This is a genomic window from Enterobacter sp. CPE_E890, from assembly GCF_046521475.1.
Classification (GTDB): Bacteria; Pseudomonadota; Gammaproteobacteria; order Enterobacterales; family Enterobacteriaceae; genus Enterobacter; species Enterobacter adelaidei.
In genome coordinates, this window is sequence record NZ_JBKFZW010000001.1 from 3,233,566 (window position 1) to 3,248,524 (window position 14,959).

At 55.4% G+C, this 14,959-nt stretch carries 13 protein-coding genes; 5 read left to right on the forward strand and 8 right to left on the reverse strand.

The window, feature by feature from the left end:
• Window positions 1-26 precede the first annotated feature (26 nt).
• Entirely contained in the window at window positions 27-2,060 is a 2,034-nt protein-coding gene (metG, locus tag ACLHV9_RS15905) for a methionine--tRNA ligase (protein ID WP_028016329.1), read from the forward strand.
• Window positions 2,061-2,091: 31 nt separating this feature from the next.
• On the opposite strand, the gene ACLHV9_RS15910 is transcribed toward metG, so the two are convergent.
• The 3 genes from ACLHV9_RS15910 to ACLHV9_RS15920 are packed head-to-tail and all read right to left on the reverse strand — an operon-like array spanning window position 2,092 to window position 5,007.
• A complete protein-coding gene (locus ACLHV9_RS15910; protein ID WP_028016328.1) occupies window positions 2,092-2,562 on the reverse strand; it encodes a DUF1456 family protein in 471 nt (156 codons plus the stop codon).
• A gap of 46 nt (window positions 2,563-2,608) precedes the next feature.
• Entirely contained in the window at window positions 2,609-3,328 is a 720-nt protein-coding gene (gene btsR, locus ACLHV9_RS15915) for a two-component system response regulator BtsR (protein WP_024908144.1), read from the reverse strand.
• Window positions 3,322-5,007 (reverse strand): sensor histidine kinase, encoded by a 1,686-nt coding sequence (locus ACLHV9_RS15920; RefSeq protein WP_108090787.1) that lies wholly within the window; start codon window positions 5,005-5,007, stop codon window positions 3,322-3,324. Before ACLHV9_RS15920 ends, btsR begins: the two co-directional genes overlap by 7 nt.
• 217 nt (window positions 5,008-5,224) lie before the next feature.
• Between ACLHV9_RS15920 and mlrA the strand changes: the two genes are divergently transcribed.
• Together mlrA and ACLHV9_RS15930 are read left to right on the forward strand one after the other, a co-directional pair.
• Window positions 5,225-5,965 carry an HTH-type transcriptional regulator MlrA gene (mlrA, locus tag ACLHV9_RS15925; RefSeq protein ID WP_108090788.1) on the forward strand — a complete coding sequence of 247 codons (741 nt, stop codon included), beginning with the start codon at window positions 5,225-5,227 and terminating at the stop codon, window positions 5,963-5,965.
• A gap of 69 nt (window positions 5,966-6,034) precedes the next feature.
• Window positions 6,035-6,148, forward strand: a complete 114-nt coding sequence (locus ACLHV9_RS15930) for a protein YohO (RefSeq protein ID WP_008500895.1) — start codon at window positions 6,035-6,037, stop codon at window positions 6,146-6,148.
• Here ACLHV9_RS15930 and ACLHV9_RS15935 read toward each other — a convergent pair.
• From ACLHV9_RS15935 to bglX, 5 genes are all read right to left on the reverse strand, one after another.
• Complete coding sequence (locus ACLHV9_RS15935; protein WP_028016326.1) at window positions 6,123-6,860, reverse strand: ABC transporter permease; 738 nt, start codon at window positions 6,858-6,860, stop codon at window positions 6,123-6,125. The two genes, ACLHV9_RS15930 and ACLHV9_RS15935, sit on opposite strands and share 26 nt — an antisense overlap.
• A complete protein-coding gene (locus ACLHV9_RS15940; RefSeq protein WP_108090789.1) occupies window positions 6,844-7,794 on the reverse strand; it encodes an ABC transporter ATP-binding protein in 951 nt (316 codons plus the stop codon). Before ACLHV9_RS15940 ends, ACLHV9_RS15935 begins: the two co-directional genes overlap by 17 nt.
• Window positions 7,787-8,944, reverse strand: a complete 1,158-nt coding sequence (locus ACLHV9_RS15945) for an ABC transporter permease (RefSeq protein WP_108090790.1) — start codon at window positions 8,942-8,944, stop codon at window positions 7,787-7,789. The genes ACLHV9_RS15940 and ACLHV9_RS15945 overlap by 8 nt, the downstream gene beginning before the upstream one ends.
• A gap of 12 nt (window positions 8,945-8,956) precedes the next feature.
• Window positions 8,957-9,874 (reverse strand): ABC transporter substrate-binding protein, encoded by a 918-nt coding sequence (locus ACLHV9_RS15950; RefSeq protein ID WP_108090791.1) that lies wholly within the window; start codon window positions 9,872-9,874, stop codon window positions 8,957-8,959.
• Window positions 9,875-10,020: 146 nt separating this feature from the next.
• A complete protein-coding gene (gene bglX / locus ACLHV9_RS15955) occupies window positions 10,021-12,318 on the reverse strand; it encodes a beta-glucosidase BglX (RefSeq protein WP_028016322.1) in 2,298 nt (765 codons plus the stop codon).
• 189 nt (window positions 12,319-12,507) lie between these two features.
• On the opposite strand from bglX, the gene dld reads away from it, so the two are divergent.
• Both dld and ACLHV9_RS15965 read left to right on the forward strand, forming a co-directional pair.
• On the forward strand, window positions 12,508-14,232 hold the full coding sequence (gene dld, locus ACLHV9_RS15960) for a D-lactate dehydrogenase (protein WP_049008210.1): 1,725 nt from the start codon (window positions 12,508-12,510) through the stop codon (window positions 14,230-14,232).
• Between the two features lie 136 nt (window positions 14,233-14,368).
• Window positions 14,369-14,923, forward strand: coding sequence for a GNAT family N-acetyltransferase (locus ACLHV9_RS15965; protein ID WP_028016320.1), 555 nt, complete (start codon window positions 14,369-14,371; stop codon window positions 14,921-14,923).
• Window positions 14,924-14,959: the final 36 nt, after the last annotated feature.

A 14,959-nucleotide genomic window follows, 5' to 3' on the forward strand; every position in this document is an offset into this window, starting at 1 on the left:
CACAGTTAAAAGAAGTAATGCCTACTATGACTCAAGTCGCGAAGAAAATTCTGGTAACGTGCGCACTGCCGTACGCCAACGGCTCAATCCACCTCGGCCACATGCTGGAGCATATCCAGGCTGATGTCTGGGTCCGTTACCAGCGAATGCGCGGCCACGAGGTTAATTTCATCTGTGCGGACGATGCCCACGGCACGCCGATCATGCTGAAAGCTCAGCAACTGGGGATTTCCCCGGAGCAGATGATTGCCGAAATGAGTCAGGAGCATCAGACTGATTTTGCTGGCTTTGACATCAGCTACGACAACTATCACTCCACGCACAGCGACGAAAACCGTGAGCTGTCGGAGCTGATCTACACGCGTCTGAAAGAGAACGGTTTTATCAAAAACCGCACCATCTCCCAGCTGTACGATCCGGAAAAAGGCATGTTCCTGCCGGACCGTTTTGTCAAAGGCACCTGTCCAAAATGTAAATCCCCGGACCAGTACGGCGATAACTGCGAAGTGTGCGGCGCGACCTACAGCCCGACCGAGCTTATCGAGCCGAAATCCGTGGTGTCCGGCGCAACGCCTGTGATGCGTGACTCCGAGCACTTCTTCTTCGACCTGCCATCCTTCAGTGAAATGCTGCAGGCATGGACCCGCAGCGGCGCGCTGCAGGAGCAGGTAGCGAACAAGATGCAGGAGTGGTTCGAGTCCGGTCTGCAGCAGTGGGATATCTCCCGCGATGCACCGTACTTTGGTTTCGAAATTCCGAATGCACCGGGTAAATATTTCTACGTCTGGCTGGACGCGCCAATCGGCTACATGGGCTCCTTCAAGAACCTGTGCGACAAGCGTGGCGACACTGTCAGCTTCGACGAATACTGGAAGAAAGATTCCACAGCCGAGCTGTATCACTTCATCGGTAAAGACATCGTCTACTTCCACAGTCTGTTCTGGCCAGCAATGCTGGAAGGCAGCAACTTCCGCAAGCCGACCAATTTGTTCGTACACGGCTACGTGACGGTAAACGGCGCGAAGATGTCCAAGTCCCGCGGGACGTTCATCAAAGCCAGCACCTGGCTGAACCACTTCGATGCGGACAGCCTGCGCTACTACTACACCGCGAAGCTCTCTTCCCGCATCGACGATATCGACCTGAACCTGGAAGATTTCGTGCAGCGCGTGAACGCCGACATCGTCAACAAAGTGGTGAACCTGGCATCCCGTAACGCGGGCTTTATCGCCAAGCGTTTTGACGGCGTGATGGCAGCCGAACTGGCTGACCCAGCCCTGTACAAAACCTTCACCGATGCCGCAGCCACCATTGGCGAAGCGTGGGAAGCGCGTGAGTTCGGTAAAGCCGTGCGTGAAATTATGGCGCTGGCAGACCTGGCTAACCGCTATGTGGACGAGCAGGCTCCGTGGGTTGTGGCGAAACAGGAAGGCCGTGATGCCGATCTGCAGGCTATCTGCTCCATGGGGATCAACCTGTTCCGCGTACTGATGACGTACCTGAAGCCGGTTCTGCCACAGCTTGCTGCACGTGCAGAAGCGTTCCTGAACACTGAACTGACCTGGGATGCGATTGCTCAGCCGCTGCTCGGCCACAAGGTGAACACCTTTAAAGCGCTGTACAACCGCATCGAGATGAAGCAGGTTGAAGCGCTGGTTGAAGCTTCGAAAGAAGAGGTGAAAGCCGCTGCTGCGCCGGTTACCGGCCCGCTGGCTGACGATCCGATTCAGGACACCATCACCTTTGATGATTTCGCGAAAGTTGACCTGCGCGTGGCGCTGATTGAAAACGCGGAGTTTGTGGATGGCTCCGATAAACTGCTGCGTCTGACGCTGGATCTGGGCGGCGAGAAACGTAATGTCTTCTCGGGTATTCGTTCTGCGTATCCAGACCCACAGGTGCTGATTGGCCGCCAGACGGTCATGGTGGCTAACCTGGCACCACGCAAAATGCGCTTTGGTATTTCTGAAGGCATGGTGATGGCCGCAGGCCCTGGCGGGAAAGATATCTTCCTGTTAAGTCCTGACGAAGGCGCGAAGCCTGGTCAGCAGGTGAAATAACAAAAAAGCCGGAGATAATCTCCGGCTTTTTTTATGGCTTCGCGCTGTGTATGCGATTCGTCAGCCCGCGCAAGAAATAGCGCATAAACTGGTCTCCGCACTCGCGATAGTTCTTATGGTCCGGGGCACGCATCATGGCGGTGATCTCTGGCATCGAGACGCGGAATTTCTGCTCGGTCATGATCGCCAGGATATCGTCAGTCTTCAGTGAAAACGCAATACGCAGCTTTTTCAGCACCGTATTGTTGTTTACGCGACGCTCCAGCGCCAGCTCTGGCGCAGACTCATCTTTACCGCGCTTGTCATAGATCAGGCCGTTCAGGAAGCCAGACAGAATAATGTCCGGGCAGCGGACAAAGCCCTCTTCGTCTTCTTTGGTCATCCAGGTATCGAAACCGGCCGACGTGGACTCCATGTCGGAGAGCGCAAGAATGCGCACCATGTCGTTATTATTCGCTTTCAGGGTGTAGCGCAAGCTACGGAGAATATCGTTACTGAGCATAGAGCCTTCGAATGTCGATGATGCAATGGCGCGCAGTGTACCAGCTTTACAGGCCAATCGCCTCTTTCAAACTCTTCAGGTAGCGACGGCTAACCGGCACCGTTTGCCCGGCGCGCAGCACCAGCTCTGCCTGACCGTTGTCTTCCAGGCGGATCTCTTTCAGGTGCGCCATATTGACCAGATACTGGCGATGGCAGCGAATGAGCGGCGTGCGGCTCTCCAGCGTCCGCAAGGTCAACTCGGTAAACCCTTCATTTCCTTCCGCACTGGTGACAAATACTCCGCTCAGGCGGCTGCTGACAAATGCCACATCATCCATCTGCAAAAGATAAATCCGGCTGTGTCCGGTGCAGGGGATAAACTTCAGCGGCTGCTGGTTCTCGGGCAACAGCGTGACATCCTGAACGGTACGCTCCTGGCGTAATCGGGTCAGGGTCTTTTCCAGCCGCTTCTCTTCAATTGGCTTGAGTAAATAATCAAACGCGTGCTCCTCAAAGGCTTTAACGGCATATTCGTCGAATGCGGTTAAAAACACGATGTAGGGACGATGCTCCGGATCGAGCATCCCGACCATCTCCAGCCCGCTGATTCGGGGCATCTGAATGTCGAGGAACAGCACGTCCGGGCGCAGTTTGTGGACAGCACCGATAGCCTCAATGGCGTTCGCACACTCACCCACAATCTCAATATCAGGCTGCTCCTGCAGCAGAACGCGCAGGTTTTCCCGTGCCAGCGGCTCGTCATCCACAATCAGCACTCTTAACATGCGTTTTCCTCCAGCGGCAGTCGTACGGTAATTCGGGTAAATCGATCGGGCTCACAGGCGACGGTGATACCGCAGTCATCGCCAAAATGGGCACGCAGACGTTTATCTACCAGACTCATCCCTAAACCCCCTGTAGCGGAAGGCTGGTAAAGCCCGGCGTTATCTTCGATATCGAGCACCAGATGATGATTAAAACGGCTGGCGGAAATAGTGACCTCCCCGATACCCAGAAGCTGCGAGGTACCGTGTTTGATGGCATTTTCTACAATAGGCTGCAGGGTAAAAGCAGGAAGATGTTGATGGGACAGCTCATCCGGGACGGAGAGCGACACCTGCAGGCGTGACTGGAAACGTGCCTGCTCAATCTGTAGATAAGCATTAACGTGCTCAATCTCATCGGCCAGGGTCACGATCTCAGAAGGACGCTTCAGGTTCTTACGGAAAAAGGTCGACAGAAACTGCACCAGCTGCGCGGCCTGATCGCTGTCGCGCCGAATGACCGCTTTGAGCGTATTGAGAGCATTAAACAGGAAGTGCGGGTTCACCTGAGCATGCAGGAGTTTTATCTCTGACTGGGTCAGCAACGCCTTCTGGCGCTCATACTGCCCGGCCAGGATCTGTGCGGAAAGCAATTGGGCGATCCCCTCCCCCAGCGTGCGGTTGATGGAACTGAACAGGCGATTTTTCGCTTCATACAGTTTGATGGTACCCATCACTCTCTGGTTTTCTCCGCGCAACGGAATGACCAGCGTAGAACCCAGTTTGCACTGCGGATGCAGCGAACAGCGATAAGGCACTTCGTTACCGTCGGCATAAACCACTTCGCCAGTTTCAATGGCGCGCAGCGTATAGGCTGAGGAGATGGGTTTACCAGGCAAATGGTGATCGTCCCCGGTACCGGTAAAGGCCAGCAGCCGCTCACGGTCTGTTATCGCCACGGCACCGATATCCAGCTCTTTATAGAGAACCAGCGCAACCTTCATGCTGTTTTCTTCGTTAAAGCCCTGGCGCAGGATCCCTTCCGTCGAAGCGGCAACCTTCAGCGCGGTTGCGGAAAACGCCGAGGTGTACTTCTCAAACATGGCACGTTTATCGAGCAAAATACGCATAAACAGCGCCGCCCCCACGGTGTTGGTCACCATCATCGGGGCGGCAATGCTGCTGACCAGGTGCAGCGCATCCTCAAACGGGCGGGCAATCAGCAAAATGATCGCCATCTGCGCCATTTCGGCGACAAAGGTAATCGCACCTGCGGTCAGTGGGCTGAAGACTTTATCCGGACGGCCACGTTTGATCAGATAGCTATGCACCAGGCCACCGAGCAGCCCTTCTACGATCGTGGAAATCATGCAACTGAGTGCCGTCATCCCGCCCATGGAATAGCGATGCAGGCCCCCCGTTAAACCGACAAGACCCCCGACGACGGGACCGCCCAACAGTCCGCCCATCACCGCGCCGATAGCGCGCGTATTGGCAATAGAGTCTTCGATATGAAGACCAAACCAGGTCCCCATAATGCAGAATATGGAAAATACGACGTAGCAGAGAAATTTGTGCGGCAGACGGACGGTGACTTGCATCAGCGGAATAAACAGGCGCGTTTTGCTCATCAGCCAGGCGATGACAAGGAACACGCACATCTGCTGAAGCAACAGCAGCACCAGATTAAACTCGTACATACTCAAAACCGCACACGCTAAAAACGCGTAACATACACTGATAAGGGGGAACTTTCTTTGAAGCACCCCAAAAAAGCGCGAAATCGTGTTCGCAATCACATCTTTTTCCGAACATTGCGCATGCTTCGCATTTTTTGTTCAAAAATCAATCAATCCTTCCTGGTTCGGCAAAGTGGGTCTACATTTATTCTGGGGAAGCGTGAGCCAGGGGGCGAATATGGCGCTTTACACAATAGGTGAAGTAGCACTCCTTTGTGATATCAATCCCGTTACCCTACGGGCGTGGCAACGGCGGTATGGATTACTGAAACCGCAAAGAACGGATGGCGGACATCGCCTTTTCAACGATGCCGATATCGACCGGATTCGTGAGATTAAAAGCTGGATCGACAACGGTGTGCAGGTTGGCAAAGTAAAGTCTCTGCTTTGCCAGGACGATCCTGACACACAGCACCTCTGGCGCGAACAACAGGAAACCCTGCTAAGACTTCTGCAGGCAGGCAACCTGCAGCGCCTGCGCGCATGGATAAAAGAGCAAGGGCGCGATTATCCAGCACAAACGCTGATCACGCATCTTTTCATACCGCTTCGCCGTCGTCTGCAGTGCCAACAGTCCACCCTGCAGGCGCTGCTCAGTATGCTCGATGGTGTGCTTATCAATTACATTGCCGTCTGTCTTGCCTCCGCGAAGAGCAAGGCCGGGAAAGATGCGCTGGTGGTCGGCTGGAACGTGCACGATACCACCCGCCTGTGGCTGGAAGCCTGGATTGCAACGCAAAAGGGCTGGCGCGTGGATGTCCTTGCGCATTCGCTGGCGCAGCTGCGGCCCGAATTTTTCGATGGTCAGACTCTGCTGGTCTGGTGTGGCGAAGTGCCATCCGCCTCGCAGCAACAGCTGCTGACGGAATGGCGTGAACATGGTTACCCGGTTTACTCACTTGGCCCGGATGAACAGTAACGGCATTTAATGGTTCATTAACAGCTGCGCTTCACCGTATAATTGTTCCGTTAACAACAGGAGCAGATGATGAAGGCAACCAAACTGGCCATTATTACCCTTTTTGTCCTGATGGCCGTGAGCGGTATCGGCGGCGTGATGCTGGCAGGATACTCGTTTATTGTTCGCGGCGGTGTCGGCTGAGGTGCAGCGTCAGCCGCTCAAAAACGCGATCGACGACGATCGCCGCCAGCGCGACCAGCACCGCCCCCTGCACAATATAGGCCGTATTAAACCCGCTTAAGCCGATTATAATCGGCGTTCCCAGCGTATTGGCTCCTACCGTCGACGCAATTGTTGCCGTTCCGATGTTGATAATGACCGACGTGCGGATCCCGGCAATAATAACGGGCGCCGCTAATGGCAATTCAACCTTACGTAGCTGCTGCCCGCGACTCATCCCCATCCCTTCAGCCACACTCAATACAGACGCAGGTACTGCCGCGATACCCGCCAGCGTGCCCTGCAGAATGGGCAATACGCCATATAAAATCAGCGCAATAATTGCCGGTTGCTGACCAAAGCCCATGACCGGAACCGCTATCGCCAGCACCGCCACCGGCGGAAACGTCTGACCAATGGCCGCTATCGTCTCAACCAGCGGACGAAATTCCCGGCCTGCTGGCCGTGTCACCGCAATGCCCGCCCCCACTCCCAGCACAACAGCAATAGCGCTTGAGAGGACCACCAGCCAGAGATGTGCCAGGGCAAGATTAATAAAGCTCTCCTGCTGATAAACCGGTCGTGGCAGCCCGGGAAAAAGGGTGCTGAACAGCGCCGCGCTGTGTGGCATCAGAAACAGTAAGGCGACAAAGATGGCTACCAGCCAGAGAAGCGGATCACGCAGTGTTTTCACGTATCACCTCCCCAGCCAACAGATCGCGAAAATGCAAGGCACCACAAGGCGCACCGTGGGCGTCCGCAACAGGTAGCACCTCACACTGACCCGCAACAAACGCGGAGAGCGCATCCCGCAGGCTCATCTGCTTCTGCAACGGCTCACCACTCACTGGAGCATCTTCCCGACGCATATAGTCGCTGACCGTCCGCAGGGAGAGCAGCCTGACCCCCAGTTCACTGCGGCCAAAAAACTCACGCACAAAATCACTTTTCGGATGGCTTAACAGTTCGAGCGGGCTCCCCTGCTGAACCACTTCGCCGTGATCCATCAGCACCAGATGGTCGGCCAGGCGCAGGGCTTCATCAATATCGTGCGTCACGAGAACGATCGTACGTCCGAGAATGCGGTGAATACGGGTCATTTCCGTTTGTAGCGCCCCGCGCGTGACCGGGTCAAGCGCACCAAAGGGTTCATCCATCAACAATACCTGTGGGTTGGCCGCCAGGGCGCGCGCTACCCCCACCCGCTGCTGCTGTCCCCCGGAAAGCTGGTGCGGATAGCGGTCACGCAGTGTGGACTCTAGCCCCAGTAGAGACATCAGTTCATCAACTCTGTCAGCTATTTTTGCCCGCGACCACTTCTCCAGCTGCAGCACAGTGGCAATGTTCTGCGCCACCGTCCAGTGCGGAAACAGGCCTATCGACTGAATGGCATATCCCATCCGGCGACGCAACTCCAGCACCGGCAGGCTGCGGATCTCCTCTCCGGCAAAGCGGATCAAACCGCTATCATGCTCAACCAGACGATTGATCATCTTCAGGGTGGTGGATTTTCCCGAGCCCGAGGTACCTATCAGCACGGAAAACGCACCCTCGGCAAAGTTCAGGTTCAGATGGCTTGCCGCCGGGCGTCCCGCAAAAGTTTTACTGACATCATGAAATTCAATCATTGGCTCTTCTCCTGAGCAGCGCGAGCCATAAGGCAAACAGCGCGTCGACAACAACCGCCAGCGCAATCGTAGGAACCACGCCTAATAACACCAGATCCAGGGCACTACTCAGCAGCCCCTGGAATACCAGCGCGCCAAAACCACCCGCCCCAATCAGCGCCGCAATGACCGCCATGCCAACGGTTTGCACCGCCACTACTCGCAGGCTACGCAGCAGGAGAGGCAGTGCCAGCGGAAGCTGTATCTGCCAGAAACATTGTCGCGTGCTCATCCCCATCGCATGGGCGCTTTCCAGCACATCCGGGGCGACCTGACTTAAGCCCGCGACCACGCCGCGTACCAGCGGCAACAGTGCATACAACACCAGCGCGATAAGAGCGGGGGTTAATCCCGTACCGGCGATGCCTATTGTTCCCAACACAGGAAATGACTTCACCAGCCCGGCCAGAGGGGCAATCAGCAGACCAAACAGCGCAACGGAAGGGATAGTCTGGATAACGTTCAGCACGGCAAAAACGCCCCCCTGACGTGAAGGGTGACGATAGCACCACATGCCCAACGGGATCCCGAGCAGGAGAGCCGGGAAAAGCGTCCCGAAGAGAATGGTCAGATGTTGCGTCAGGGCATCATCAAACACCTCCTGACGGTTGGCGTACTCCTTTAACAGCGAGAGATTATTCAGTTCGCCACTAAACAGCAGGAGCAATGGAATAACCCATATCTGTGCATTAAGCACCCAACGCCATACGGACGCAGAGATGAGGCGACGTATAGCATCGCTGCAGGCGAGCAGGCACAACGCCAGCCACAGCCACAGGCCGCTCCCCACCGTTGTTCTTGCCAGCGGGCTTTCCGCCGAAGCCATATGTGTTGCCGCAAGCCCGGCTCCCCAGAAAAGGGTGATAAAAAGCCCTTCAGAGAGCAGCAACGTCAACCATTGTGCTGTACGACCTTGCCAGAGCGATAGCGCAACCCACGCCCCCGGCGCCACCGCAAGCAACCACGGTGTAAACGACCAGACTTCCCAGAGAGAACGCCCCTCCCCCGACATCAGGCGATTAGGGGCGACATTCACAAACGGTAACGCGACCGCTGCGATGGTCACACAGGCCAACAGCAGCAGGACGCGGTTATGACATTTTATTGGCACAGCCTTTTCCCGTTACTTCACAAGCCCTTGTTGTTTCAGGAAGTCGGCGGCCACTTTTTTGGCATCCAGCCCCTCGACGGCAATGCTGGCATTCAGCTGTTGCAGCGTTTTTTCATCCAGTTTTTCGAAAACAGGTTTGAGCCAGTCGGCAATCTCCGGGTAGGCTTTCAGCACTGCCTCACGTACCACCGGCGTCGGGGCATAAATCGGCTGCACGCCTTTTGGATCGGTCAGGGTTTGCAGGCCAAGTGCCGCGACCGGGCCGTCGGTACCGTAGGCCATGGCCGCGTTAACACCCGAAGTTTTCTGTGCAGCGGCTTTGATGGTCACCGCCGTATCGCCGCCTGCCAGAGAGAGCAGTTGCGCCTGGTCAAGCTTGAAGTCATAGGCTTTTTCGAACGCAGGCAGCGCATCAGGACGCTCGATAAATTCTGCCGACGCGGCAAGCTTAAAGTCGCCCTTCTCTTTCAGGTAGCGGCTGAGATCGGCCAGGGTAGTCAGCTTCCCTTTCTCCGCCACGTCTTTACGCACGGCGATAGTCCAGGTGTTGTTGGCCGGAGCCGGAGTCAGCCAGACCAGCTTGTTCTGTTCAGCATCGAGCTTTTTGACTTTGTCATATCCGGCTTTGGCGTTTTTCCAGGCCGGATCGTTTTCATCTTTGAAGAAGAATGCGCCGTTGCCGGTGTATTCCGGGTAGATATCCAGCTCGCCGGAAGTAATCGCGCCGCGCACGACGGGCGTAGTACCCAGCTGGACTTTATTGACGGTTTTGACGCCGTGGCTTTCGAGCACCTGCAAAATGATATTGCCGAGCAGCGCGCCTTCGGTATCTATCTTTGAGCCCACTTTTACCGGCTCCGCCGCCTGTAAGGGCAGACTTATTGCCGCCAGCAACACCGCAGATCCCAACATCCCCTTTGCAATCGTCATTCCGCTATCCTCATATTTTTTGCTGCCTTTTTCAGAGGCTTGAGAGAAAAGCGTAGCTTAAAACGGCGTGATTAACCGTCAAAATGCCTTTTTAGCATAAGATAAGACGCATCCCCCGCGAACGGGGGATGCAAAGGAAGGAAAGGTTACAGCAGTTCGAACTCGCCTTTATTCACCCGGGCAGAATCCACACCGATAAACACGTTGAATTTGCCAGGCTCAGCATCGTATTTCATCTGCTGATTCCAGAACTTCAGCGCGTCCACGTCAATTGGGAAGCTGATGGTTTTGGTTTCCCCCGGTTTCAGGTTGACCTTTTCAAAGCCACGCAGCTGCTTCACCGGACGACTCATGGAGGCAGTCACATCCTGAACGTACATCTGGATCACCGTAGCCCCTTCGCGCTTACCGGTGTTAGTCACCTCAACGCTGGCTGTCACTTTACCGTCACGCTTCAGGCTCGGGGCCGACATTTTCACGTCAGAGACCTTGAAGGTGGTGTAGCTCAGGCCATAACCAAACGGGTACAGCGGGCCATTAGCTTCGTCGAAGTAACGAGACGTGTACTTGTTCGGTTTGTCGGCGTTGTATGGACGACCGGTGTTCAGGTGGCTGTAGTAGACCGGGATCTGACCAACGGAGCGCGGGAAGGACATTGGCAATTTGCCTGACGGGTTGTAATCGCCAAACAGTACGTCGGCAATCGCGTTACCGCCTTCGGTACCGGCGAACCAGGTTTCCAGTATCGCGTCAGCCTGCTGGTCTTCTTTCACCAGCGCCAGCGGACGACCGTTCATCAGCACCAGCACCAGCGGCTTGCCCGTCGCTTTCAGGGCAGCGATCAAATCGCGCTGGCTTTGCGGAATGGTGATATCGGTACGGCTGGAAGCTTCATGCGCCATCCCCTGCGCTTCTCCCACAACCGCCACAACGACATCAGACTGTTTTGCCGTCTTAACCGCTTCGTCGATCATCTCTTTCGGCGTGCGCGGGTCAACCTTCACCGCTTCCTCATACTGGTTGAGGAACGTCACGATGTCTTTATCGTTAGTGACGTTAGCCCCTTTGGCATAGACCACACTGGCGTTTTCACCGACAGCGTTCTTAATACCCGTCAGCACGGTTACGGACTGGTCAGCGACGCCCGCCGCGGACCAACTCCCCATCACGTCGCGCTTGCTGTCGGCCAGCGGGCCGACCACGGCAATGGTGCCGGATTTTTTCAGCGGCAGCGTGTCGAGACGGTTCTTCAGCAGCACCAGGCTTTCGCGGGCGACTTCACGCGCTTCTTTACGATGCAGACGGCTTTCGGCGTTGGTATCTACCGGGTCAGAGTCTTTCGGCCCCAGGTGACTGTACGGATCGTTAAACAGCCCCATGTCATATTTCACGTTCAGCACGTGACGCGTGGCATCGTCCAGCTCCGCCATCGTTACCTTGCCGCTCTTCACCAGCCCCGGCAGGTATTTGCTGTAGTACTCGTCGCTCATGCTCATGTTAATGCCGGACTTGAGCGCCACGCGCACGGCATCTTCCGGATCGGATGCGGTACCGTGTTTGATCAGTTCTTTAATGGCGCCGTGGTCAGAAACGGTGATGCCCTTAAAGCCCCACTGGTCGCGCAATACGTCTTTCAGCAGCCAGGAATCAGACGTCGCAGGCGTGCCGTTCAGCGAGTTGAGCGCCACCATCACCGCGCCGCTGCCCGCGTCCAGACCTGCCTTGTACGGCGGCATATAGTCGTTGAACAGGCGCTGCGGGCTCATGTCAACGGTGTTGTACTCTTTGCCGCCCTCCACTGCACCGTAAGCGGCGAAGTGCTTCACGCTGGTCATGACAGAGTAACGGTCTGCCGGGCTTTTGCCCTGCATCGCTTCCACCATGGTTTTGCCCATCGTGGCGGTTAAATAAGTATCTTCACCAAAGCCTTCGGACGCACGGCCCCAGCGCGGATCGCGGGAGACGTCGACCATCGGTGCCCAGGTCATGTTCAGGCCATCATCTGCCGCTTCATACGCGGAAACTCGCCCCACGGTTTTCACCGCGTCGAGGTTAAAGGAGGAGGCTAAACCAAGGCTGATGGGGAAGACGGTGCGCTGACCGTGCAGCACGTCATAGGCGAAGAACAGCGGTATTTTCAGGCGACTGAGTTCCATCACCTGATCCTGCATTTTACGGATGTCCTGGCGGGTAACGGTGTTAAAAATCGCCCCGACCTGACTATCCTTAATCATTTCACGGATGGCCTCTTTCGGGTTATCCGGGCCAACGCTGATAAGACGCAACTGGCCGATTTTCTCATCGACCGTCATTTTCTTGAGCAATTCCGTCACAAACGCGTCCCGGGCTTCAGGCGTAAGCGGATGATTGCCAAACAAATCCTCTGCCAGCGCGGGTTGCAGCGCCAGGCTGACGGCAACACCTACAGAACATAGCCATTTCATGTTGTTATACTCTCTCATCAATAACCGCCGGAAGATCTCGGCCAAACCGTGCGAAAGGCGCAGTGTGCCACAAACCCTCTGAACGTTGCAGGGTTATTCTCTGATTTTTCTCGTGAATACTCGACCGCTTAACAGTTAATCGCGCTATGCTTTATTGCGAGAAATTTGCCCCACCACAAGGAGTGGAAGATGTCTTCTGTTCAAACTCACAATAACACGACGTTTATCAACGAACTGTCGCGCCTGGTTGGCTCCTCTCACCTGCTTACCGACCCGGCCAAAACCGCCCGCTACCGTAAGGGGTTTCGCTCCGGTCAGGGCGAGGCGCTGGCGGTGGTTTTCCCCGGCACGCTGCTGGAGCTATGGCGCGTGCTGAGCGCCTGCGTCGCCGCAGACAAGATTATATTAATGCAGGCAGCAAACACCGGCCTGACCGAAGGCTCAACGCCGAACGGCAACGATTACGATCGTGACATTGTCATCATCAGCACCCTGCGCCTCGACAAATTACACCTTCTGGATAAAGGTGAGCAGGTGCTCGCCTTCCCTGGTACAACGCTCTACTCTCTGGAAAAAGCACTTAAGCCGCTGGGTCGTGAGCCGCACTCGGTGATCGGTTCCTCCTGCATTGGCGCCTCGGTGGTAGGTGGGATCTGCAACAACTCCGGTGGTTCGCTGGTGCAGCGTGGCCCCGCTTATACCGAAATGTCGCTTTTTGCCCGTATTGACGAAAATGGCAAACTGACGCTGGTTAACCATCTGGGGATTGATCTGGGCGTTACGCCGGAACAAATCCTCAGCAAACTTGACGACGATCGCGTTAAAGATGAAGACGTTCAGCACGATGGCCGCCATGCGCACGATCACGATTATGTTACCCGCGTGCGGGATATCGAAGCCGATACGCCAGCCCGTTACAACGCCGATCCGGATCGCCTGTTTGAATCTTCTGGCTGCGCGGGCAAGCTGGCGGTTTTTGCGGTACGCCTTGATACGTTCCCGGCAGAGAAAAAACAGCAGGTATTTTACATCGGTACCAATCAGCCTGAGGTGCTGACCGAGATCCGCCGCCATATTCTGGGCGAATTCACGCACCTGCCTGTGGCCGGCGAATATATGCATCGGGATATTTACGACATTGCCGAGCGCTACGGCAAAGACACCTTCCTGATGATCGACAAGCTCGGCACCGACAAAATGCCGTTCTTCTTCACTATGAAGGGCCGCACCGACGCGATGCTGGAGAAAGTGTCGCTGTTTAAACCTCACTTCACTGACCGCTTTATGCAGAAGTTAGGCAACGTCTTCCCGGCGCATTTACCGGAGCGGATGAAAACCTGGCGCGACAAATATGAACACCATTTACTGCTGAAAATGGCCGGTGACGGGATTACCGAAGCGCAGACCTGGCTGACCGAATTCTTCAAAACTGCTGACGGGGATTTCTTTGCCTGTACTCCTGAAGAAGGCAGCAAAGCCTTCCTGCACCGTTTTGCAGCTGCGGGTGCCGCCATCCGTTATCAGGCGGTACATTCAGAAGAGGTAGAAGATATTCTGGCGCTGGATATCGCCCTAAGACGCAACGATACCGAGTGGTTTGAACACCTGCCGCCAGAGATTGACAGCAAGCTGGTACACAAGCTCTATTATGGCCACTTTATGTGCTACGTCTTCCATCAGGATTACATCGTTAAAAAAGGGGTTGATGCACACGAACTGAAGGAGCAGATGCTCGCCCTGTTACGTGAACGTGGCGCACAATATCCTGCGGAACACAACGTCGGTCATCTTTATAAAGCCCCTGACGCACTTAAGCAGTTTTACCGCGAGAATGACCCTACAAACAGCATGAATCCCGGTATCGGTAAAACAACGCGGAAGAAATACTGGAAAGAGAGTGCTGACACGGAATAGCAGATTACGCAAGCTTCTGATTAATTCCTACAGCCAAATTTGAGAGATTGTTAAGCGCTCCTTAATCGTAATAGAGTAACTGTCTGACGCCGGAGAAACGTTTCTCCGGCATTCTATAACGAGGAGCAGGCACATCATGTCGGCTGTTGATGTTTTATCCGAAACCGAACTGGAAGTGCGTGATGCCCTTCCCGATGATGTGCATGCCATCGCGGCCATCTATGCCTGGCATGTACTTCACGGGCGTGCGTCATTTGAAGAAGTTCCCCCCACCATTGACGAAATGCGTCAACGTATGAAAGGTGTGGCAGAGAACGGTTTACCGTGGCTTATCGCTCTTTATCGTGGCATCGTTGTGGGCTATTGCTATGCCACACCTTACCGCCCGCGACACGCCTATCGTTATACTCTGGAAGAGTCAATATACGTGGATGCCAGCACCACCGGACGCGGTTTTGGCTCCGCATTAATGAGTGCGCTGATTGCGCGCTGCGAACAAGGCCCATGGCGCCAGATGATTGCCGTAGTGGGGGATGGCAGTAATAATCCCGGCTCGTTACGGCTGCACAAAAAACACGGCTTTGAGATTGTCGGTCAGTTGCGCAGCGTGGGGTATAAGAAAGGCGACTGGCGGGATACGGTGATTATGCAGCGTCCACTCAACGATGGAGACTGGACGCTGCCGGAGTAAGCCGGGTAAGGCGAAGCCGCCACCCGGCGCTGACAG

Bases quoted from the DNA above. Each gene is read 5' to 3' on its own strand.
- metG (WP_028016329.1), top strand. From the start codon at position 27: ATGACTCAAGTCGCGAAGAAAATTCTGGTAACGTGCGCACTGCCGTAC.
- ACLHV9_RS15910 (WP_028016328.1), bottom strand. From the start codon at position 2,562: ATGCTCAGTAACGATATTCTCCGTAGCTTGCGCTACACCCTGAAAGCG.
- btsR (WP_024908144.1), bottom strand. From the start codon at position 3,328: ATGTTAAGAGTGCTGATTGTGGATGACGAGCCGCTGGCACGGGAAAAC.
- ACLHV9_RS15920 (WP_108090787.1), bottom strand. From the start codon at position 5,007: ATGTACGAGTTTAATCTGGTGCTGCTGTTGCTTCAGCAGATGTGCGTG.
- mlrA (WP_108090788.1), top strand. From the start codon at position 5,225: ATGGCGCTTTACACAATAGGTGAAGTAGCACTCCTTTGTGATATCAAT.
- ACLHV9_RS15930 (WP_008500895.1), top strand. From the start codon at position 6,035: ATGAAGGCAACCAAACTGGCCATTATTACCCTTTTTGTCCTGATGGCC.
- ACLHV9_RS15940 (WP_108090789.1), bottom strand. From the start codon at position 7,794: ATGATTGAATTTCATGATGTCAGTAAAACTTTTGCGGGACGCCCGGCG.
- ACLHV9_RS15950 (WP_108090791.1), bottom strand. From the start codon at position 9,874: ATGACGATTGCAAAGGGGATGTTGGGATCTGCGGTGTTGCTGGCGGCA.
- bglX (WP_028016322.1), bottom strand. From the start codon at position 12,318: ATGAAATGGCTATGTTCTGTAGGTGTTGCCGTCAGCCTGGCGCTGCAA.
- dld (WP_049008210.1), top strand. From the start codon at position 12,508: ATGTCTTCTGTTCAAACTCACAATAACACGACGTTTATCAACGAACTG.
- ACLHV9_RS15965 (WP_028016320.1), top strand. From the start codon at position 14,369: ATGTCGGCTGTTGATGTTTTATCCGAAACCGAACTGGAAGTGCGTGAT.